The 21088-nt window shown below is 68.5% G+C and carries 17 protein-coding genes; 5 read left to right on the top strand and 12 right to left on the bottom strand.

The window, feature by feature from the left end; genetic code table 11:
• The first annotated feature begins 1 nt into the window (after nucleotide 1).
• Nucleotides 2-907, top strand: a complete 906-nt coding sequence (locus BKA25_RS16015) for a GlxA family transcriptional regulator (protein ID WP_069848664.1) — start codon at nucleotides 2-4, stop codon at nucleotides 905-907.
• 40 nt (nucleotides 908-947) lie between these two features.
• Here the strand turns inward: BKA25_RS16015 and BKA25_RS16010 are convergent, their stop codons facing one another.
• From BKA25_RS16010 to BKA25_RS15965, 10 genes are all read right to left on the bottom strand, one after another.
• Entirely contained in the window at nucleotides 948-1991 is a 1044-nt protein-coding gene (locus BKA25_RS16010) for a phosphotransferase family protein (protein WP_069848666.1), read from the bottom strand.
• Between the two features lie 118 nt (nucleotides 1992-2109).
• Nucleotides 2110-4614 carry a DEAD/DEAH box helicase gene (locus BKA25_RS16005; protein WP_069848667.1) on the bottom strand — a complete coding sequence of 835 codons (2505 nt, stop codon included), beginning with the start codon at nucleotides 4612-4614 and terminating at the stop codon, nucleotides 2110-2112.
• Between the two features lie 136 nt (nucleotides 4615-4750).
• On the bottom strand, nucleotides 4751-5230 hold the full coding sequence (locus BKA25_RS16000) for a hypothetical protein (protein WP_069848669.1): 480 nt from the start codon (nucleotides 5228-5230) through the stop codon (nucleotides 4751-4753).
• Nucleotides 5227-5487 carry a hypothetical protein gene (locus BKA25_RS15995; protein ID WP_069848670.1) on the bottom strand — a complete coding sequence of 87 codons (261 nt, stop codon included), beginning with the start codon at nucleotides 5485-5487 and terminating at the stop codon, nucleotides 5227-5229. The genes BKA25_RS16000 and BKA25_RS15995 overlap by 4 nt, the downstream gene beginning before the upstream one ends.
• A gap of 137 nt (nucleotides 5488-5624) precedes the next feature.
• A complete protein-coding gene (locus BKA25_RS15990) occupies nucleotides 5625-6914 on the bottom strand; it encodes a pyruvate dehydrogenase complex dihydrolipoamide acetyltransferase (RefSeq protein WP_069848672.1) in 1290 nt (429 codons plus the stop codon).
• 25 nt (nucleotides 6915-6939) lie between these two features.
• Nucleotides 6940-7932, bottom strand: coding sequence for an alpha-ketoacid dehydrogenase subunit beta (locus BKA25_RS15985; RefSeq protein WP_069848673.1), 993 nt, complete (start codon nucleotides 7930-7932; stop codon nucleotides 6940-6942).
• An 85-nt stretch (nucleotides 7933-8017) separates the two neighbouring features.
• On the bottom strand, nucleotides 8018-9163 hold the full coding sequence (gene pdhA, locus BKA25_RS15980; protein WP_069848675.1) for a pyruvate dehydrogenase (acetyl-transferring) E1 component subunit alpha: 1146 nt from the start codon (nucleotides 9161-9163) through the stop codon (nucleotides 8018-8020).
• A gap of 570 nt (nucleotides 9164-9733) precedes the next feature.
• Entirely contained in the window at nucleotides 9734-10939 is a 1206-nt protein-coding gene (locus BKA25_RS15975; protein ID WP_069848676.1) for a PucR family transcriptional regulator, read from the bottom strand.
• Between the two features lie 243 nt (nucleotides 10940-11182).
• Complete coding sequence (locus tag BKA25_RS15970; RefSeq protein WP_172803774.1) at nucleotides 11183-11584, bottom strand: nuclear transport factor 2 family protein; 402 nt, start codon at nucleotides 11582-11584, stop codon at nucleotides 11183-11185.
• Nucleotides 11585-11737: 153 nt separating this feature from the next.
• Nucleotides 11738-11920, bottom strand: coding sequence for a hypothetical protein (locus BKA25_RS15965; RefSeq protein WP_069848680.1), 183 nt, complete (start codon nucleotides 11918-11920; stop codon nucleotides 11738-11740).
• Between the two features lie 66 nt (nucleotides 11921-11986).
• On the opposite strand from BKA25_RS15965, the gene BKA25_RS15960 reads away from it, so the two are divergent.
• Both BKA25_RS15960 and BKA25_RS15955 read left to right on the top strand, forming a co-directional pair.
• Nucleotides 11987-12910 carry an ATP-binding cassette domain-containing protein gene (locus tag BKA25_RS15960; RefSeq protein WP_157421394.1) on the top strand — a complete coding sequence of 308 codons (924 nt, stop codon included), beginning with the start codon at nucleotides 11987-11989 and terminating at the stop codon, nucleotides 12908-12910.
• On the top strand, nucleotides 12907-13560 hold the full coding sequence (locus BKA25_RS15955) for a hypothetical protein (protein ID WP_157421037.1): 654 nt from the start codon (nucleotides 12907-12909) through the stop codon (nucleotides 13558-13560). The genes BKA25_RS15960 and BKA25_RS15955 overlap by 4 nt, the downstream gene beginning before the upstream one ends.
• A gap of 45 nt (nucleotides 13561-13605) precedes the next feature.
• Here the strand turns inward: BKA25_RS15955 and hrpA are convergent, their stop codons facing one another.
• Nucleotides 13606-17508: an ATP-dependent RNA helicase HrpA gene (gene hrpA / locus BKA25_RS15950; RefSeq protein ID WP_084642888.1), complete on the bottom strand. Its 3903-nt coding sequence runs from the start codon at nucleotides 17506-17508 to the stop codon at nucleotides 13606-13608.
• A 224-nt stretch (nucleotides 17509-17732) separates the two neighbouring features.
• On the opposite strand from hrpA, the gene BKA25_RS15945 reads away from it, so the two are divergent.
• Both BKA25_RS15945 and BKA25_RS15940 read left to right on the top strand, forming a co-directional pair.
• A complete protein-coding gene (locus BKA25_RS15945; RefSeq protein ID WP_172803775.1) occupies nucleotides 17733-18956 on the top strand; it encodes an MFS transporter in 1224 nt (407 codons plus the stop codon).
• Between the two features lie 464 nt (nucleotides 18957-19420).
• Complete coding sequence (locus BKA25_RS15940) at nucleotides 19421-20458, top strand: lytic polysaccharide monooxygenase auxiliary activity family 9 protein (RefSeq protein ID WP_069848685.1); 1038 nt, start codon at nucleotides 19421-19423, stop codon at nucleotides 20456-20458.
• Nucleotides 20459-20555: 97 nt separating this feature from the next.
• Here the strand turns inward: BKA25_RS15940 and BKA25_RS15935 are convergent, their stop codons facing one another.
• The gene (locus BKA25_RS15935) at nucleotides 20556-21065 is read right to left on the bottom strand and encodes a MarR family winged helix-turn-helix transcriptional regulator (protein ID WP_069848686.1); all 510 of its coding nucleotides are present in this window, start codon (nucleotides 21063-21065) and stop codon (nucleotides 20556-20558) included.
• Nucleotides 21066-21088: the final 23 nt, after the last annotated feature.

The following is a 21088-nucleotide window of genomic DNA, read 5'->3' as shown; positions in this document are numbered from 1 at the left end:
CGTGACCAGAGTTCTCTTCCTGCTTGCGCCGGGCGTGCACCTACTCGACTTCGCGGGCCCGGCCCAGGTCTTCTCCACCGCCGCCGATCTCGGCCTGCCGTACACCCAACACCACCTCGGTGAGACCACCGACATCCCGACCGCGCAGGGCATCGTCCTCACCGCAGCCACGGATTGGCCGCGATCCAGCCCGGACGACCTCATCATCGTGCCCGGCTGGCGGGCGCCGACCCTGCGTGGCACCGGGACGTTCGGGGCGGCAGCACTGGAGCGATTGACCGCACACCACGCCGCAGGCGGCACCGTGGCCAGCGTGTGCGCCGGTGCGGACGCTTTGGGAAGGGCGGGCCTGCTCGACGGCAGGCGCTGCACCACGCACCACGACGTGCAGGACGAGTTGGCCGCCCGCCACCCCAGGGCGATCGTGGTTCGCGACGTCCTCTACGTCGTCGACGATCGGGTGGTCACCTCGGCGGGCATCGCCAGCGGCATCGACCTGGCCTTACACCTGGTGGCCTCGGCCCACGGGCCTGCGCAGGCGGCCAGGGTCGCCAGGGCGATGGTCGTCTACGCCCGGCGCAATGGCTCCGACCCGCAGGCCAGCGTCATGCTGAGACACCGGGATCACCTCGACGACGTGGTGCACCGGACCCAGGACGCGCTCGATGCACGCTTCAGCGAGTCGCTGCGGCTGCCGGAACTCGCGGCGATCGCGGGAACCGCCGAACGCACCCTGACCCGGCATTTCCGTCGAGCCACCGGGATGACGCCGCTGCGCTACCAACAGCTTCTGCGAGTGGAACGCGCCGAGCATCTGATCGAGCAGGGCAGTACCCACGAGGCCGCGGCCAGGGTGGTCGGCTTCGAGGACGCCCGGATGCTGCGCAGACTGCGGGCGCGGGCGTGACCGGTGGCGGATGAACGCGGACCGGACATGTCTGCTGCGTTCAGGTCTGCCTGCGAAGCCAGGACAACTCGTCGACCAGCAGTCCGCCGACCCTGTGCTCCAGCCGGCGTAGGGCATCGCCTGCGGTGGCCCGGGGAACCGTCTCGACGAGCATGATCAGGTACAGGTAGACGCGGTACAGCGCCTGACGGGTCCGGGTGGCGTCGTCGAAGACGATCGCCCCGCCCGCGTCCCGATAGGCGGTGAGGAGATCCTCGTCCTTCTCGACGTCGTCGAAGAGTGCCAGCGACACCAGATCGGCGGCGGGATCGCCCCAGAAGGCGCGTTCCCCGTCGATCACCCCACTGATCACCGGAGCCTCGTCCGGGCCCGCGAGTAGGAGGTTGCCCGGCCACAGATCGAAGTGGACCAGAACCGGCGTCGTGATCGCCGCCAACAGCCCGGTGCCGTCGGCCACCGTTGACCCGGGGCCGAGCCCCGCCGCTCCACGTATCGTTGCCCGAATCTCCCTGCTGCCCCACGGAAGTGCGACCTCGAACCGGCGCGCGTCGGCCAACACGGCGTCGAGCATCGTCAGGAACGCGGCCTGCCAGCGCGCCTCGGTGGGGCCGACCGCCCCGGTGGGATAGCCGAATCGCTGACCGGTGACCCGGTGCAGATCGACGACCACCCCGCCCAGGCTTCGACGAGCCGTCCGGTGGGCCGAGTCCGACAGCGTCGAGGCCCGCTGTGCCCAGGGAACGCCGGGAAGCTCGGTCATCAACAGGACGTCAGGTTGGTTCTGCGCTCGATCGAATGCGGTGTGCAGCACCGAGGGCACGGGCGCACCGACCCGGCTCGCCTGGCGGTAGAACAACGCCTCGGTGCGCAGGATGTCCCGTTCGTAGCGCAGCGTAGGCAGCGTCGGGTCCGGGGCAACCTTGAGGATCAGCCGTTGCCCGTCGGCGAGCTCGACCCGCTCGACGGCGTTGTACATGCCGCCGCCGAGCCGGGTCCGGGAGACGACCGGGCCTGCCAGGCCTGCTGCGGTCACCAGGCCGGTGAGATCCGCGTCGGCCAGCCCAGAGGCGTCGACTTCGCTCATCGGACCTCGCCTCGTCGTCGGTTGACTGCGGCCGACCCTACCTAGCCCGACCGAGGACTCGGCGTGATCCGCCGGTCGTTCGACCAGCGGCCCGCCGACCGTGTACCGACCGCTTCGCCTACTGTCCGTCGACCCCCGTGATGGTCAGTACCGCCGTACCGGCCTCGTCGGAGGCGTCCAGATCGACCTCCGCGCTGATGCCCCAGTCGTGGTCGCCCGCCGGGTCGTCGAAGATCTGACGTACCCGCCAGGTCCGGCCGTCCTCCTCGATGATGAGCAGCCTCGGGCCTCGGGCATCGGGACCGGTGCCGATCGAGTCGTGCTCCTCGAAGTACGGTTCGACGGCCTCCGACCAGGCCTCGGCATTCCAGCCGATCTCGCTGTCGAGCTCGCCCAACAGGTCGTAGCGACGCAGCGCGGCCAGTTCCACCCGGCGGAACAGGGCATTGCGGACCAGCACTCGGAACGCGCGGACGTTGGTGGTGACCCCTCTGGGACCGGCCTCGACGGTGACCTCGGGCGCGTCGGGCTGATTCGGGTCTCGCAGCTGCTCCCACTCGTCGAGGAGGCTGGAGTCGACCTGCCGGACCAGCTCGCCGAGCCACTCGGTCAGATCGTTGAGCTCCTCGGTCTTGGCCTCTTCCGGTACGGTCTGGCGCACCGCCTTGTAGGCGTCGGCCAGATAACGCAGCACCAGTCCCTCCGAGCGCGCCAGACTGTAGAAACCGACGTACTCGGTGAAGGTCATCGCCCGCTCGAACATGTCCCTGGCCACCGACTTCGGCGCGATCTCGTGATCGAGGACCCAGGGGTGGCCCCGGCGGTACATCTCGAAGGCGGCGCCCAACAACTCCGCCAGCGGCTGGGGATAGGTGACGTCCTCCAGCAGCTCCATCCGCTCCTCGTACTCGATGCCGTCCGCCTTCATCTGGTAGACGGCCTCGCCGCGTGCCTTGAACTGCTGTGCGGAGAGCACCTGCCGAGGGTTGTCCAGCGTCGACTCGATGATGGACAGGACATCCAGTGCGTAGGTGGGCGATTCGCGGTCGAGTAGATCGAGGGAGGCCAACGCGAAGGGGGACAGCGGTTGGTTGAGCGCGAAGTCCAGCTGTAGGTCGCCGGTGATCCGCAGGGTGCGGCCGGTCTCGTCGGGCTCGTCGAGTCGTTCGACCACTCCGGAGGCCAGCAGCGCCCGGTAGACGGCGATGGCCCGGCGGATCAGACGCAGCTGCGACTTGCGCGGCTCGTGGTTGTCCTCCAGCAGTCTGCGCATCGCCTGGAAGGCATCGCCCGGCCTGCTGATCACGTTCAGCAGCATCGCGTGGTTCACGGTGAAACTGGAGTTCAGCGGCTCCGGGTCGGCGGCGACCAGCCGGTCGAAGGTGGACTCGCCGTAGTTGACGAAGCCCTCCGGCGGCTTGGTCCGCACCACCCTGCGTCGCTTCTTCGGATCGTCCCCGGCCTTCTTCAGCCGCCGTTCGTTCTCGACGACGTGGTCGGGCGCCTGCACCACGACCGTGCCCAGCGTGTCGTAGCCCGCGCGGCCCGCTCGGCCCGCGATCTGATGGAACTCGCGCGCCTTGAGATGCCGGGTGCGCACGCCGTCGTACTTGCTCAGCGCCGTGAACAGCACCGTGCGGATCGGCACGTTGATGCCGACGCCCAGCGTGTCGGTGCCGCAGATGACCTTCAGCAGACCCGCCTGGGCCAATCGCTCCACCAGCCGCCGGTACTTCGGCAGCATCCCCGCGTGATGCACGCCGATCCCATGTCGAACCAGCCGGGACAGCACCTTGCCGAAGCCTGCGGTGAACCGGAAACCGCCGATGAGCTCGGCGATCGCATCCTTCTCCGCCCGCGTGGACACGTTGATGCTCATCAACGACTGCGCACGTTCCACGGCGGCGGCCTGGGTGAAGTGCACGATGTAGACCGGGGCCTGGTGGGTGGTGAGCAGTTCCTCGATCGTCTCGTGCAGCGGCGTGACGACGTAGGAGTGGATCAACGGGACCGGTCGCTCCACCGACTGCACCACCGAGGTGCTCACCCCGGTGCGTCGGGTCAGGTCCTCCTTGAACCGGGTGACATCGCCCAGCGTCGCCGACATCAGGACGAACTGGGCCTTGGTCAGCTCCAGCAGCGGAATCTGCCAGGCCCAACCCCGGTCGGGCTCCGAGTAGAAGTGGAACTCGTCCATGATGACCTGACCGACGTCGGCCTCGGCGCCGTCCCGCAGCGCGATGTTGGCCAGGATCTCCGCGGTGCAGCAGATGATCGGCGCGGTCTCGTTCACACTCGCGTCACCGGTCAGCATGCCGACGTTGGCGGCGCCGAAGGTATCGCACAGGGCGAAGAACTTCTCCGACACCAGCGCCTTCAGCGGCGCGGTGTAGAAGCTCCGCCTGCCGTGCGCCATCGCGGTGAAGTGCGCGCCCACGGCGACCAGGCTCTTGCCGGATCCGGTCGGGGTGCTGAGGATGACGTGGGAGCCGGTGACGACCTCGATCAGCGCCTCCTGCTGCGCCGGATAGAGGGCGAGGCCCTGCTCGTCGGCCCAGTCGGAGAAGGCCTCGAAGAGAACGTCGGGATCGGGGGTCGGGGGAATCCGGTCGGTGAGGGTCATGGTGAGTCGATGGTGCCTGTTGTCTCCCGGCGATGTCACCTCGGGTGGCCCCTCACCGTCGCGGCAGTCGTCGGGGCGAATCGGATGCGCGGATCGTCGATGTCCTACGTGCCGGTCGGACCTTGTCGAGAGCGCGTCATGCGCCCGTGCTCCATGCGGGGCCGGGCACGCCGGTCGTGGTTCGTGAGGTGGATGGGGACGCGGACCGGCCGTCTTGATCGACTACTCGTTCGTCGGTGAGCTGCTGGACGCGTTGATGGGAGATTCCCATGAGTTCGGCGACGGCTCTCAGACTCAACCGGGCTCCTCGTAGGGCACCGATCGCGACCCGACGGGCCTCATCCCGCAACCCGGCTGCGGTGGCTGCCTCGACTTCTCGCCACCGCAGGGCGCTCAACATCGGAGTAAGATCGTGGCCGTCCTGCTCGAATCTCCACTCGAGCTGGAAGCCACTGGGTTCCCTATCGGTCAGCCCGGCGATCAGATCGCGTGTCTCGAGCTCGATATCGTCCAGCCGGATGGTGTCGGTCGCGCCGCCTGGCAGGCCGTCGACGACGGCAACCCAAAGATTGTCCTCGCGGCTGACCCTGACCACGAATACCGGTAGAGCCGTCACTTCTCCTCCATCCACTGTGCGCCGAACAGCGGTGCGAGTGCCTGCTCGATGCTTCGGAGCACTGTCCACGACAACTCTCGACCGTGACCGGTGATGGCGAACCGTCCTACTTGGGTTCCGCAATCGTTGCGCACCACGAAGATCTGGTGGGAGCCCTTTCCCCTGCCGGGGATCTGCTCGATCGTCAGGCCAGCGTCACGTGCACTCCGCCTGATCAGGCTGAGCACTCTGGCGGGCTTCATTCGCTTGTTCACCACAGTGTAAGTCTAGTCAGGTAGACGTGCAAGTGTCTATTGAAGTAGACGGTGCAGGTCGCCCGTTCCTGTTCGTGTCGTGGACACGACAGCAACGGGCGACCTGCGGTGATGGTCGACGACCGCCGACCTCGCCCCGATCAGGCGATGATGCGGATCGGGTCCTCGAGCAGCGCGGTCAGCTGCTGCAGGAACACGGCACCCACCGCGCCGTCGATGGCGCGGTGATCGGCCGACAGCGTGATCCGCAGGATCTTGCGCACCTCGACCTTGTTCTTGCCGTCCTCGCGCAGCCGAAGCTCGTCGCGGACCGCCCCGACGGCCAGGATCGCGGCCTCCGGCGGGTTGATCACCGCCGCGAACTCCTCGATGCCGAACATGCCGAGGTTGGAGATGGTGAAGGTGCCACCGGTCATCTCGTCGCTCTTGAGCTTGCCCTCCCTGGCGCGACCCGCCTTCTCCCTGGCCTCGCCGGAGAGCTCGGACACGCTCTTGCGGTCGGCGTCGCGCAGCACCGGGACCACCAGGCCGGAGTCGATGGCCACGGCGATCCCCAGGTGGATCCGCTTGTGCTGCAGGATCTTGTCGCCCGCGAAGGAGACGTTCACCGTCGGGTTCGCCCGCAGCGCGGTGGCGACCGCCTTGACCAGCAGGTCGTTGATGCTGATCTTCGGGCCGCCCGCCGCCTGCACTCGGGCGGTGAGGTCGGCGCGGAAGGTCAGCAGCTCCGTGACGTCCACCGCGCTGGTGAGGTAGAAGTGCGGCGCCTGCTGTTTGCTCTCGGTCAGCCGCTTGGCGGCCACCCGCCGGATGTTGCTGAGCGGGATCTCCTCGACGTCCTCGGCGGCGGCCGTGACGGCGGCGGGCTTCGCGGCCTGCGTCGGCGCGGGCTTCGACTCGGTGGGCTCGGCCTCGGCGGAGCGCTTCGCCGCCACTGCGGCGTCCACGTCGGCACGGACGATCCGTCCACGCGGCCCGCTGCCCGTCACGGTGTCCAGGTCGACGCCCGCGTCCCGGGCGATCTTCCTGGCCAGCGGGGAGGACCGGGGCCGGGAGGCGGGACCGGCTGCGGAGTCGGACTCCGCAGCAGCGTCGGCCTGAGCCGGTTCCCGCTGCGCGGCGGGCTCCTCGACGGTCTCGGCGGCGGCAGGCTGCTCGGCGGGCGCGGCCGGGGCCGAGGCCGAAGCCGACTCGGAACCGTCGCCGAGCAGGCCGATCGCCGCACCGATCGGTACCAGCTCACCGGCGGGTACCAGGATCTTCTCCAACACGCCGTCGTCGTAGGCCTCCAGCTCCATGACGGCCTTGTCGGTCTCGATCTCGGCGACCACGTCGCCTCTGCTGATCTTGTCGCCCTCCTGTTTCAACCAAGAGGAGATCACGCCCTCCTCCATGGTGTCGGAGAGCCGTGGCATCTGAATCTCAGTCATGTTCTTCCTCGGCGAAGGCTGGTGATCAGCGGCGGTGGCCGACCGCGTCCAGTGTCTCGCGGACTGCGGTGGTCAGGGACTCGGCGGAGGGCAGGGCGGCCCGCTCCAACGGCTTGGCATAGGGCAACGGCACCTCCGCAGCGGCGACCCGGCGCACGGGGGCGTCCAGGAAGTCGAAGGCTCCGTCGGAGATGGTCGCGGCGATCTCCGCGCCGATGCCGTAGGTCAGCCAGTCGTCCTCGGCCACCACGGCACAACCGGTCTTGCGGACCGACTCGACGATCGTCTCCCGATCCAGCGGGCGCAGGCTGCGCAGGTCGACGACCTCGGCGGAGATCCCCTCCTCGGCGAGCGCCTCCGCCACCTGGGTGGCGACCACGGCCATCCGCGAGTAACCGATGATCGTGATGTCGGTGCCCTGGCGGGTCACCGCGGCCTTGCCGATCTCGGCGGGCTCGACGTCGTCGGGGACCTCGCCCTTGGTGTTGTAGAGCGCGAGGTTCTCCAGGAACAACACCGGGTCGTCATCGCGGATCGCCGCGAGCATCAGGGCCCGTGCGTCGGCGGGGGTGCTCGGCGCGACGACCTTGAGCCCGGGGACGAAGGCGTAGTACAGCTCGATGTTCTGCGAGTGGGTCGCGCCGAGCTGCTGCCCGCCGCCACCCGGCATGCGGATGACCATCGGGACGCTGTTCTGACCGCCGAACATGCCGTAGATCTTGGCGGCGTGGTTGACGATCTGGTCCAGAGCGATCAACGAGAAGTTGATGGTCATGAGCTCGACGACCGGGCGCAGACCCAGCATGGCGGCGCCGACGGCCGCCCCGACGAAGCCCTCCTCGGCGATCGGGGTGTCGCGCACCCGCTTCTCACCGAACTCGGCCAGCAGACCGGCCGTGATCTTGTACGAACCTTCGAAGATGCCGATCTCCTCACCGATGAGGAAGACCTCCTCATCGCGGAGCATCTCCGCGCGCAGCGTGTCCCGCAGCGCCTGACGATAGGTGATGACGGCCAAGGGGTTTCTCCTGGAAGTCCTGGTGAGCGGCCTCGTCCGATGGGGCGGGCCGCTCAGCGATACCGGTGGTGGAAAGCGCTCGCGATCAGAACAGCGGGTCGGCGGGCAACCTGCGGTCCTCGCCTGCCACCGGGGTCGCGTAGGTGTAGTCGAACAACGTCTCGACGTCGGGGTGCGGGCTGGAGTCCGCGAAGGCCACCGCGGCGTCGGCCTCGGCCTGGGCCTGCCGGTCGATCTCCTCGGCGCCCGCCTCGTCGAGCAGACCCGCCTCGATCAACTGCGCACGCAGGTTCACCACCGGGTCGGCGGACCGGGCCTGCTCGACGGACTCGTCGCTGCGGTACTTCGCCGGGTCCACCACCGAGTGGCCCTTGAGCCGGTGGCTGACGGCCTCCAGCAGCGCCGGGGCCCCGGTCTCCCTGGCCCGCTCCACCAACCTGCCCGCCGCCTCGCGCACCGCGACGACGTCGTTGCCGTCGACCCGCTCGCCGTGCATCCGGTAGGCCGCCGCGCGCTTGTACAGCTCGGGCTCGGCGGAGGACTTCTCCACCGTGGTGCCCATGCCGAGGTAGTTGTTGATCACCACGAAGACGACCGGCAGGTTCCACAGTGCCGCGATGTTCAACGCCTCGTGGAAGGCACCGATGTTGGTGGTGCCGTCGCCCATCTGGCACATGACGACCTCGTCGCCACCCCGGTAGTCGATCGCCAAGGCCGCACCGGTGGCCAGCGGGAGCTGTCCGCCGACGATGCCGTAACCGCCGAGCAGCCGCGTCTCGACGTCGAACATGTGCATCGAGCCGCCCCAGCCCTTGGACGTACCGGTGGTGCGCCCGTAGAGCTCGGCCATCACGCGGCCCGGGTCGATGCCCTTGCCGATCGCGTAGCCGTGTTCGCGGTAGTTGGTGAACAGGTAGTCGGTGGAGCGCAGCGCCGCCATCAGGCCGACGACGGTGGCCTCCTCACCCAGGTTCAGGTGGCAGTAGCCGCCGATCTTGGCCTGCGTGTAGCCCTGCGCGGCGCGCTCCTCGAAACGGCGGATCAGCGTCATCTGCCGCAGATAGTCGAGCAGGACCTCCGGGGACTCACCAGCGAACGGCTCGGCGGGTGCCTCCGACTTCTCGACCTCGGACGCCTCCGGCTGGGCGGCGTCCTTGGCGCGGGACCGAGCGCTGCGGCTCTTGGCTCCTGCGCGCGTCGTCGACCCCCTGCGGGTGGTCGTGTCTGCCATTGCTGGTTCTCCTCTCAAGAGGTCGAGCAGGCGCCGCCTGGGCGGTGTGAACCACCCGCATCGGTTCGGCGGACGCCGTACCCGACTGCCCCTGGACGTCGGTGGCAAACGATCTGCGTGCCAGCGGATCGCCAGTGGACGGTGTCGGTCGCGAGGGGGTGGATACACAGGAGCCTCGGGTGTGCCCCGCGCATCTGCCCAGATGGGAGCCATACCGGTCGGCGCGGGCGCTGTGTGCCCGGCGCCGCGAGTCAGCGGCCTCGGTCGCCCTGCGACGGTCGGACTCCTGCACCTCGGCGTGCTCCTTCTGCTGCTGCTTCTCGCCCGCGTCAGGGCAGCATCGTGCCCGGCGGGTCTTGAATCAGAGTCTCGTGATCCCGACCACGTTCGCGCCATGCCTGATCGCCCAGACCTTGGGCTTGAGAACTGGGCGCAGCGCCCAATCGGGTGAGGCCTGCGTCTCATCGGGTGGCGCTGCGGTGCGCTCTCGACGCCGAATCCCGGCGTCGGTACGGCCGTCCGGGCGGCTCGGGCGGCTGGAGCGCGACTCGACGGGCTGCCGAGCCGTCGTCACTCCTCGGGTCCGGACAGCGCCAGTGCCGACAGGGCCAGCGACAGGGTGAGATGAGCGCGATGCCCGTTCAACGACCGGCCGATCAGGGTGCTGATCCGCTGCAACCGGTTCAACACCGTGTTGCGATGGCAGTGCAGCCGAATTGCGGCGTTCGCAGCCGAGCACTCCTGCTCCAGCCAACACGCCAACGTGCCCAGCAGCATGTCCCGCTCCCGCTCCGGCAACTCCAACACCGGACCGAGCTGGGAGTCCACCAGCCTGCGAGCCAGGTCGGGTGCCTGGACCAGCAGGGCCTCCGGGAACCGCTCGGCCAACGAGATCAGTCCCGACTCGCCGTGCGGCGCGGTGCCCAGCGCGGTCAGCGCCAGCTGATGCCCGGTGCCCAGCTCCGCGAGTCCGACCACGGCGGGCGACGCGGCGACCCGGCCGGTGGCCAACGGCCGGAGCTTCTCCAGCGCCAACGCCTCGTCGCGGCGCTCCAAGGCGACCAGACCGACCAGCGTGTCGGCTCGAACCTGCCACACCGAGCGCAGATGCAGCGCGTCCAGGGTCTGCTGCTGGCCCTTGAGCGCGAAACCGCCGTCGGCGCTGGCCTCGGCCACGATCACCAGATAGCGGCCGCCGATCGGCAGGTCCAACTCCTTGGCCGTCCGCTGCGCGAAGCCCGCATCCTGGGCTCGACCGTTGAGCAGCCCCTCGACCAGGGCATGCCTGCGCTGTTCGTCGCTGCGCAACCGCTCCAACTCGGTCTGGCGATAGGACGTCGACAGCCGCGAGGACAACTCGTCGATGACGGTCCACATCGAGGTCGCCACCCGCAACATCACCTCCGGGGCGGCCCCGTCTATCTGCGCCTGCTCGACCAACGCCTCCCAGACGATCCGACCGCCCAGACGGAAGGTCCGCAGCATCACCGCGAGCGGTACTCCCTGTTCGGCGCGGTCCCGACCGATGGCCGTGGCCACGTCGTCCTCGGGTGTCTCGTCCTCGCCGCACAACACCCGCAACACCTGCCCCAGGTAACGGCGGCAGCCGTCCCGCAGGTCGTCGGGCGGGACCGGGCTGTAGTCGGTCGTCCAATCGGGATCATCGGTGAAGATCGCCGCGAGCAGCCGCTCGGTGAGGGCCGGGACGTCGGCGAGCCGGGTCTGGGCCAGCGAGCGGGTGGTCTGCTCCACAGAGTCGGCTGCGGGGGAAGGCACTCCACGACGCTACCCGCCGTCGATGTGACCGTACGGCGATCATGCCGATGAGGCGATTGCTGTCATGATACGGCTGGAGGATGTGCGGCTCGGATAGGGCCGAGGACTGGATGTGCTGTGCGGCATCGACCTCGACGTGCCTACGGGCCAGCACGGTACTGCTCGGCGGCAACGGGGCAGGCAAGTCGATGCAGTCGAAGCAATCTTCTCAAGCACGCCTGAGTCGATTTATGAACAGTGCGCTCACCCGGAAAACGCGGAGAGGGCACGGGCCGTGTCGATGTATTCGCGTGCTGCGATAATCTTACCGTCTGCTAATTCGAATACGAAGTGATATACCTGATTGAGGCTCTTCCCGTTAACGAGGGCTGCGTGCGACCTCGCCTCCACCGACGCATTGGCTTCATCTGCAATCACGCTGATCACCGACATGTGTATGCCATCAGGAAGCGAGTCGTGGAACCTCTTCATGTGTTCGATGAACGCGGGCTTTGACATATCTCCGGAGACCGGGAAAGTGGCAGCGTCAGCCATGACGGTCCACACTGCTTTCTCGTGAAGCAGGTCGAAGGCGTCCGGACTCCCGTTCGTTCCTAGGCCTTCGACTAGTTTTTTGGCGGAAGTCTTATTCTGGTCGATCGTCATGTTTCTTCCCTTTGTCATCAGGTCTGGCATGGGCTCGCACATGCCAGCGCGTCATCAGTCTAAAGCCATGATCACGTGCTCGGATGTGAGGCCTGAGCCGCAAGTACCCTCCTGCGGCGCGGTTAGCCGCTCCTTCTGGCACCGATGCTCGTCCTATGCAGCCGTGTTGGCCATGCTCTTCAGCGACGACGTGGGTGAGCGGCCGGCCATGGCAGCCAATGCCGAGCAACCCACCGCGAGGAGCAGCCGCTCGGTGAGGGCCGGGACGTCGGCGAGCCGGGTCTGGGCCAGCGAGCGGGTGGTCTGCTCCACAGAGTCGGCTGCGGGGGAAGGCACTCCACGACGCTACCCGCCGTCGCATCGACCCTGTGGCGGCTTGCGGATGAGAGGATCGACGCCGTGATGCGCCTGGACGGTGTACGGCTCGGCTACCGCCGCAACGCCGAGGTACTGCGCGGCGTGGATCTGGAGCTGCCCGCCGGACGCATCGTGGTGTTACTCGGCGACAACGGGGCTGGGAAGTCGACCCTGCTCCGCGTCGCGGCAGGCATCACCCGGCCCACCGGAGGTCGGATCGTGGACCGGCCCGCCTCGGTGGGGTACGTGCCCGACCGTTTCCCGGCCCGGCTCCGGCTCTCCAGCATCGACTACCTGCGGCATCTCGCCGCGCTGCGTGGGGCGCCCGCAGCACCGGCCGATCGGCGGCATCGCGAGTTCCTCACCGAACTGGGCTTCACCGGCGACCCGGAGGCGTCGATGTCGACCCTGTCCAAGGGCAACGCCCAGAAGGTGGCCCTCACCCAGGCCATGGCCGACCCGGTCGGACTGCTGATCCTCGACGAGCCGTGGTCCGGGCTCGACCACACCGCCCGGCAGACACTGAGCGTGCGACTGGGCGCCCTGGCGGCGACCGGCGTGGCGGTCCTGCTGACCGACCACACCTCGACGGCGATCGGCCTGCCCGGCGCGGTCGCGGTACGACTGCGGGACGGAATCGTGGTCGAGGAACCGACTCGGCGGGCCCCGACGGCGTGGATGCACGTCGAACTCGACTGTCCGATCGACCCCGCCGCACTGACGACGGGTCTGCCCGCCGACGTGATCCCCACGGTGCCCGCCGACAACCCGCCCGGAGCCGCACCGGAGGCGGAGCGGCCATCGAGCGCGAACCACGCGATCCGGGTGGCGGCGGACTTCTGCGACGCCCTATTGCTGCGAGCCCTCCAGTCGGGGTGCTCGGTGCGCGCCGTCCGTACCGCCGGATCGGGGTCCGGCGGACCGAGCGACTCGGCCGCGTGGTCGGAAGCGAGGACACACCGGGCATGAAGACGATCGCCGCTGCACGGTATCTGCTGGCGGACCTGCTGCGTTCCCAACTCTTCCTGGCGCCGATGCTCACCTATGCGGCGGTGTTGGCCATCCTCTTCTCCAACGATGCGGGAGCGCCGCCCGAGCCGTGGGCCGCCTCGGTACTGCTGCTGTACCCGATCAGCGCCTGGCTGGCCACCACCGTGGCCAACTCCGAGGAACCGGTCGGGCGCACGGTGACCGTGGTCGCGGCGGGCGGCCACGGCCCGATACTCGCCGGGACGGTGGTCGTCTGCGTACTGGGAGACCTGCTGCTCATCGTGACGGCGGTCGGGGTGCCGGTGATCGGGACAGGCTCGGCACCGCCTGCGCTGATCGGCCTGGGCCTGCTCGCCCACCTGGGTACCGCGCTCGCCGGGACGGCCGTCGGCCTGCTGTGCGCCCGCCCGCTGGTGCACCGCGCGGGATGGACCTTCGCCGCGACCTCGGGGGTGGTGCTGGCGACCGCGCTCACTCCATGGCTGCCGCCCGTGGGAACGACGGTGCGTCGACTGGGCACACCGGATGTGGACCTGTGGGGCGGCACCCTCCTCGACCTCGGCATCGGCGCCGGTGCGCTCGCGGCGGTACTCGCCGTGGTCCTGGCCGTGCTGACCCGCCGCGCCTGAGCCTCCCGCACCCGGACCGCGTCTCGTGGATCCGGAGTCGACCGATCAGCTCTCCAGCTGCTCCAGAGCCTTCATGATCCGCTTGTCCGAGATGGGGAACGCGGTCTTGATGTTCTGGGCGAAGTAGCTCAAGCGCAGTTCCTCGATGGCCCACCGCACCTCGCGAAGGCCCTTGCTCGGCGTGACCGTCGAGGGCACCCGGTCGGCGAGGCGCTGATAGGCCTGTGTGACCGCGGCGACCTTCGCCGTCCAGTCCTGATCGCGGCCGGGGTTCTCCGGCAACTTCTCCAAGCGCCGATCGATACCCCGCAGGTAACGCAGCACGTGTGGCAGCCGTTGGTAGCCGACCGAGGTGACGAAACCGGGGAACACCAGATCACCGAGCTGGGTGCGGATATCGGCGGTGGACGCGGCCGGAGCATGCCGGGCCACCTCCTTGAACCGCAGCTCCACCGAGCGCCACTCGGTGAGGATGGCCTCCACCTTCGTCACCACGTCCGTCATCAGCGGCGGCAGCTCGGCCCGCACCTGGGTCCGCAGCGTGGCGAACTTCTCGCTCGTCCACGCCGGACCGCCGTGTTTGACGATCAACCGATCGGCGGCACAGGACGCGCAGTCGGCCAGCAGGGCACCCACCCCGCCGTGCGGGTTGTGGGTCAGCGCCAACTTGGTCTGGTTGCTCAGCCTGCCCTGGATCAGCTTGATGGGCGCCGGGGCGCCCAACAGCACCAGCCTGCGCGTTCCCGCCCACATCGCGTGGCGCTGCTCCGCCTCCGAATCGAACAGCCGGACCGCCACGTCGTCGCCCTCGTCGACCAGCGCAGGGTAAGAGGTGACCAGGTAGCCGCCCTGTTTCCGGCGGTGAGTCTTGGTCAGGTCCCCGATGGTCCAGTCCCGCAGCCCGGTCTTCTCCACCCCCTGCGCCGATGCCGTGAGGGTCTCGCGCAGTCGGGGCCGCAGCTCGTCACGCAGCCGGGCCAGATCGCGGCCTTCGGCGAGCCGCTGCTGCCGCTCGTCCACGATGCGAAAGGTGATGCGCAGATGGTCGGGAATCCGATCGAGTTGCCAGGCATCGCGCGGCACCACGATGCCGACCTGACGGCGCAACCCGTCCTCCACCGCGTCCAACAGCGGTGCCGAGCCCGGGGTCATCCGGTGCAGCAGCGCCGCGGCGCAATCCGGGACCGGGACGACATGTCGACGCAGGGTCTTGGGCAACGAACGCAGCAGCGACTCCACCAGCTCCGCCCGCAAACCGGGGATCTGCCAGTCGAAGCCGGTCTCGGTGACCTGGTTGAGCACGGCCAGCGGGATGTGCACGGTCACGCCGTCGGCGTCGGTGCCCGGCTCGAACTGATAGGTCAGCCGCAGCCGAAGGTCACCCTGCGACCAGACGTCCGGGTAGTCGGCCTCGCCGATCCCCGCCGCCTGGTCGTTGACCAGCATCGACTTCTCGAAGGTCAACAGAGCCGGATCGTCGTGCCTGGCCTTCTTCCACCAGCTGTCGAAATGTCGACCGGAGACCACGTCGGCCGGAATGCGCTGATCGTAGAACTCGAACAGTGTCTCGTCGTCGACCATGATGTCGCGCCTGCGCGCCCGATGCTCCAGGTCCTCGACCTCGGCGAGCAGCTCGCGGTTCTCGTGGAAGAACCGATGTCGGGTCTCCCAGTCACCCTCCACCAACGCATGTCGGATGAAGAGGTCACGCGAGGTCTCCGGGTCGATGCGTCCGAAGTTCACCTTGCGACCCGCCACCAGCGGGATGCCGTACAGCGTCACGCGTTCGAACGCGATGACCGCCGCCTGCTTCTTCTCCCAGTGCGGCTCGCTGTAGCTGCGCCGGACCAGGTGTCCCGCCGCCTTCTCGATCCACTCCGGTTCCACGCGGCCCGCGATGCGGCCCCACAACCGGGACGTCTCGACCAACTCGGCGGCCATCACCCACCGGGGCGGCTTCTTGAACAGCGCCGACCCCGGGAAGACCGCGAACTTCGCATTGCGAGCACCCAGGTACTCGTTCTTGTCGGTGTCCTTGAGGCCGACCTGCGAGAGCAACCCCGCCAGGAGCGACTGATGCACCCGATCGGGATCGGTGCGGTCATCGCCGGGCGCCGAACCGAGGGTCCTGGCCACCTGCCGCAGCTGTCCGTAGACGTCCTGCCACTCGCGGACCCGCAGATAGTTCAGGTACTCGGCACGACACATCCGGCGGAACCGACTGGAGGAGGACTCCTTCTGCTGCTCCTGCAGGTACTCCCACAGGTTCAGATAGGAGATGAAGTCGGAGTTCTTGTCCACGAACCGGGCGTGCTGCTCGGCGGCGGCCTGCTGCTTGTCCTCCGGCCGTTCTCTCGGATCCTGGATGGAGAGCGCGGCGGCGATCACCATGACCTCGTGGAGACAGCCGTTGCGCTGGGCCTCCAGCACCATGCGACCCAATCTCGGGTCGACGGGCAGCTGCGCCAGGCTGCGGCCGAGCGGGGTCAGTCGCTTGCGCAGATCGGGCTCGTCGGGGTTCAACGCGCCCAACTCATGGAGCAGCTGAACGCCATCGGAGATGTTGCGTCGATCCGGCGGGTCGACGAACGGGAAGGCCGCGACGTCGCCGAGCCCCAGTGCGCTCATCTGCAGGATCACCGAGGCCAGATGGGTACGCAGGATCTCCGGGTCGGTGAACTCCGGCCGCGCGAGGTAGTCCTGCTCGGAGTAGAGCCGGATGCACACGCCTGCGGAGAGCCTGCCGCAGCGGCCGGAGCGCTGATTGGCCGATGCCTGTGAGATGGCCTCGATGGGCAGCCGCTGAACCTTGGTGCGCAGGCTGTACCGCGAGATCCGCGCCGTGCCCGGGTCGATCACGTACTTGATCCCCGGCACGGTCAGCGAGGTCTCGGCGACGTTGGTCGCCAACACGATGCGCCGTCCGGTATGCGGTTGGAACACCCGATGTTGCTCGCGCGCCGAGAGTCGGGCGTAGAGCGGGACCACCTCGGTGTTGCGGAGGTCCTGCTTCACCAGCGCGTCGGCGGTGTCACGGATCTCCCGCTCACCGCTGAGGAACACCAGGACGTCGCCCGGTGCCTCGCCTGCCAGTTCGTCCACCGCGTCACAGATCGCCTGGACCTGATCTCGCTCGACCTCGTCGGTCACGATCGGCCGGTACCGGACCTCCACCGGATAGGTCCGGCCGGACACCTCGATCATCGGCGCGTCGCCGAAGTGCCGGGAGAACCGCTCGGGGTCGATCGTCGCGGAGGTGATGATCACTTTGAGATCGGGTCTGCGCGGCAGCAGTTCCTTGAGATAGCCGAGCAGGAAGTCGATGTTGAGGCTGCGCTCGTGCGCCTCGTCGATGATGATCGTGTCGTACTGACGCAGCATCCGGTCCCGCTGGATCTCCGCCAGCAGGATGCCATCGGTCATCAGCTTGACCAGGGTGTCCTCGCCGACCCGATCGGTGAAGCGCACCGCGTAACCCACCGCCTGGCCCAGCTCGGTGTGCAGCTCCTCCGCGATGCGTTCGGCCACGGTGCGGGCGGCCAGTCGTCTGGGCTGGGTGTGCCCGATCAACCCGTGCACGCCACGGCCGAGTTCGAGGCAGATCTTGGGCAGCTGCGTGGTCTTTCCCGAGCCGGTCTCGCCCGCGAGGATCACGACCTGGTGGTCGCGGATGGCCTCGAGGATCTCGTCCTTGCGTTGTCCGACGGGCAGCTCGGCCGGATACTTGATCTTCGGCACGGCGGCCCGACGTCGCTCGATGCGCAGTGCGGCGGAATCGATCTCGGCGCTGATCGAAGCGAGCGCCTCCTCGCGGGCGGGGCCACCGGATTTGCGGTTTCGGCGCATTCCGTCCAACCGCCGCGCGATGCGGTGTTGATCACGGAGCATCAGTTCGGGGAGGCGTGCCGACAGCTCGGCAAGCGGCGAGGTCACAGACGACGTTCTCATACGCCGCCCAGGATAGGCGGGGCGGCCGAGGCCGGTCTCGTCATTTCTCCCGCGTCGGGCGAATGGGATCGAGATCGCAGCGGGCATCTCCTGACTGCTTCCGCGCCGCCGGATCCGGTCCTGTAGAACCAGCACGGTCACCGGTGCGGTGGCAGACGAGAGATACCCGTTCGAGGGATCGGCGCGGTGGCCGCCAGTCGTCTCACGAGGTCGTAGGGAGTGCGATGCCCGAGATGACGATGGCGGCGCTGCGACGTACGCGAGTCGCGGTGGCGGTGCTGTTCTTCATCAACGCCTTCGCCTACGCCAACATCGTGGCGCGATTCCCGCAGCTCAAGGACCATCTCGAGCTGAGCAACAGCGCCTTCGGCCTCGGGATCGCGGCGATGCCCGCCGGAGCGCTGGTCGCAGGCCTGCTGGCCGGGCCGTTATCCACCCGGCTCGGCAGCGGCAGGCTCGCGGTGCTCGCAGGCGTCCTGCTGGGCGTCGTCGTGCCCACCGCGTCGCTGGCCGACCTCTGGTTGGGCTTCGCCGCGACCATGTTCGTCCTGGGCGCCGCCGATTCCGTGATGGACGCGGCCAGCAACGCGCACGGAATCCGGGTGCAGCGCCGATACGGCCGCTCGGTGCTCAACAGCTTCCACGGCGTGTGGAGCCTCGGCGCGGTCTGCGGGGGAGTCGCGGGCAGTGCGGCCGCCGGGCTGGGTATCCCGTTGGGGGTGCATCTCATCGCGATCGGGATCGCGGTCGCCGTGTTGGCCGTGAGCTGCCTTCCCCTGCTGCTGCCGGGGGGCGAGGACAGTGAACTGGCTGCGGACCGGCCGCAGGCGGGCACCCCGACGACCGACGCGACCGAGCGGGACCGCACCGAGACCGGACATGTTCGTCGCGTCCTCGGTCTGCTCGGCCTGGTGATGATGGCGGCCTGTGCGGTGGAGGACACCCCGGCGTCCTGGGGAGCGGTGCTGCTGCGCGACTCCTACGCCGCTCCGGCCGCGTTGGCGGGTGCCGCGTATGTCGCGTTCCAGGGCTCGATGATGGTCGGCCGTCTACTGGGCGACCGGATGACCGACCGGTTCGGACACCTGCGGGTCGGGCAGGCAGGCGGTCTGCTGATTGCCGTTCCGATGGCGATCGCGCTGCCCATCGGCTCGGTGCCGGTGCTGATCGTGGCCTTCGCCTTGGCCGGGCTGGGGACTGCGACGCTCTTCCCCTCCGCGATCCACGCGGCCGGGAGCATCCCGGGGATCCCTAGCGCCAATGCCATCGCGATCGTCTCCTGGTTCGCGCGGGTCGGCTTCCTGCTGATGCCACCGCTGATCGGCATGCTCGCCGACGCGGTGAGCCTGCCGACCGCGATGGCCGTGCTACCGGTGTTCGGGCTGTTCCTGGCGTGGCAGTCGCGGATCTTCGACCCCGTCCGCCTGCGCCGGACCGTCGGCGACTGACCAAGCGCCGTATTCGGCCGCGAAGGCGCACCGGGATCCTGGGAGCGCTCCCGGAGTAAGCGCTCGGATCGATATTCCCATCGAATAACGGGAGCCGGCACGCCTGGATCGGACATCGAGGCCGCAGTCGGCCGCAACCGGATGTCCGGGCGGCCCACCTCGGGCGGAAGCGAAATCACACCAGGTCGCGGCGGCAATGGTGCTGTCTCGCAACGAATATTGACAACGTGCCGTGGCCTCCGTCACGCTGGGAGCGCTCCCAGTTGCGAAGCGTGCCGGGTCGGGAGCCGTGGGTGATCGGGCGGCGCGGCCCGAGGCCCATCCGACCGCTGTGGTTTCGCATCGATCACTCACCGAGTGGGCGAGGGCTATCCCGATGTGTCCCGTCTCGTCGACGGAAAGCAGGCCACGAGGAGCACGACCGTCACCCGAGGTTGTCAGAACTGAAATCAAGGAGGATTGCAGTGAGGACACGACACAAGGTGGGCTTCTGGGGCGCTCTCGCCGCCCTGGTCGGTGCCCTGGTGGTGGTCACTCCCGCCGAGGAGGCCTTGGCGCATGGCGGTCTGACCTACCCGGCGACCAGGACCTATGCCTGTTACGTCAACGGTCTCGAGGGCGGGCAGGGCGGCGACGTCAACCCGACCAATCCGGCCTGTGCCGCAGCGGTCGCCCAGGGCGGCAAGAACGCGCTGTGGAACTGGTTCGGCAACCTCATCAGCGATGCGGGCGGCAGACACCGGGAGATCATCCCGGACGGCAACCTCTGCGGGCCCTCCGATACGTTCAGCGGCTTCAACCTCGCGCGTTCCGACTGGCCCACCACCCAGCTGCAGGCGGGCGCGAACATCACCTTCCGGTACAACGCCTGGGCCCCGCATCCCGGGACGTGGTCGCAGTACATCACCAAGGACGGCTGGGACCCGAACCAGCCGCTGCGGTGGTCGGACCTGGAGTCGGTGCCCTTCGACGAGGTCACCAATCCGCCGATCGACGGCAGCGGTCCGCATGGTGCGGAGTACACCTGGCGCGGTCAGCTGCCCTCGGGCAAGAGCGGCAAGCACCTCATCTACTCGATCTGGCAGCGTTCGGACAGCGCGGAGGCCTTCTACAACTGCTCCGACGTCGTGTTCAGCGACTCCGGAGACCCCGGTGAGCCCGAGCCGCCGGAGCCGGAGCCGATCGCGATCGACTGCGCGGTGGAGTACACGAAGCAGAGCGAATGGAACAACGGTTTCGTGGCCGAGGTGGTGCTGCGCAACACCGGTAGCGCGGCGATCTCCGGTTGGGGTCTGACCTGGCCCTACTCCGATGGGCAGCAGGTGACCAACGCCTGGGGAGCCTCGGTGGCTCAGCAGGGCGCGGAGGTGACCGTGCGATCCAACAGCGGAACCGGGCACATCCCGGTCGGTGGCTCGGTGACCTTCGGGTTCCAGGGCACGCATGGCGGGAGCAACTCCGTGCCCGCCACGTTCGCGGTGAACGACACCCTCTGCAGCTGATCCGCGAGGGTTCGACGACCTGCGGCGGCGGGGCGGGCAACGAGGCCGTGTCCCGCCGTCGCGCCGGATCGCGCCTCGACGGCCACTCGAAGTGGGGTCAACACGGCGGCTCGGTCTCGTCGGACCGGTCGATCGGCATCGCGGTGTCGGCGTGGTAGCCCATCTGGCGTAGTAACACCGCGCAGATGTCGTCCAACTGCCGGACCTGGTCATCGTCCAAGCCGTCGAAGAGCAGTTCGCGGACCTTGTTGGCGTGGCCGGGCGCTGCGGCGACCACCTTCTCGTAGCCTGCATCGGTCAGGACCGCGAGGCTTCCTCTCCGGTCCTGGTCACACCGCTGTCTTCGCACCCAGCCCTGCTTCTCCAGCCTGCTGACGACGTGGGACAAGCGGGACGGTGAGGCGTTCGCCTTGGCTGCGAGGTCGCTCATCCGGGCCGATCGCTGCTCGGCCTCGGACAGCAGGGCCATGACCCAGTAGCCGAAGTGGGTCAGCGACTCGTCGCGTTGCAGCTGGGTATCCAGGGCCGCCGGGAGCACCGTGATCACGCCCGCGAGCTTCCGCCATGCCCGTTGTTGCTCGTCGGTGAGCCACCGTGCCTCGTCCACCTGCGGATCCTATCCATCGAGCC

The sequence above is a fragment of the Actinoalloteichus hymeniacidonis genome (assembly GCF_014203365.1).
Classification (GTDB): domain Bacteria; phylum Actinomycetota; class Actinomycetes; order Mycobacteriales; family Pseudonocardiaceae; genus Actinoalloteichus_A; species Actinoalloteichus_A hymeniacidonis.
Note: the sequence above shows the minus strand (reverse complement) of the source record. Positions and strands in the feature narration are given on the sequence as shown.

Excerpts from the sequence above, each read along its gene's own strand:
- BKA25_RS16010 (WP_069848666.1), bottom strand. The coding sequence starts at position 1,991 with ATGAGCGAAGTCGACGCCTCTGGGCTGGCCGACGCGGATCTCACCGGC.
- BKA25_RS15955 (WP_157421037.1), top strand. The coding sequence starts at position 12,907 with ATGAAGACGATCGCCGCTGCACGGTATCTGCTGGCGGACCTGCTGCGT.
- BKA25_RS15990 (WP_069848672.1), bottom strand. The coding sequence starts at position 6,914 with ATGACTGAGATTCAGATGCCACGGCTCTCCGACACCATGGAGGAGGGC.
- hrpA (WP_084642888.1), bottom strand. The coding sequence starts at position 17,508 with ATGAGAACGTCGTCTGTGACCTCGCCGCTTGCCGAGCTGTCGGCACGC.
- pdhA (WP_069848675.1), bottom strand. The coding sequence starts at position 9,163 with ATGGCAGACACGACCACCCGCAGGGGGTCGACGACGCGCGCAGGAGCC.
- BKA25_RS15945 (WP_172803775.1), top strand. The coding sequence starts at position 17,733 with ATGCCCGAGATGACGATGGCGGCGCTGCGACGTACGCGAGTCGCGGTG.
- BKA25_RS15960 (WP_157421394.1), top strand. The coding sequence starts at position 11,987 with ATGCGCCTGGACGGTGTACGGCTCGGCTACCGCCGCAACGCCGAGGTA.
- BKA25_RS15970 (WP_172803774.1), bottom strand. The coding sequence starts at position 11,584 with ATGACGATCGACCAGAATAAGACTTCCGCCAAAAAACTAGTCGAAGGC.
- BKA25_RS16005 (WP_069848667.1), bottom strand. The coding sequence starts at position 4,614 with ATGACCCTCACCGACCGGATTCCCCCGACCCCCGATCCCGACGTTCTC.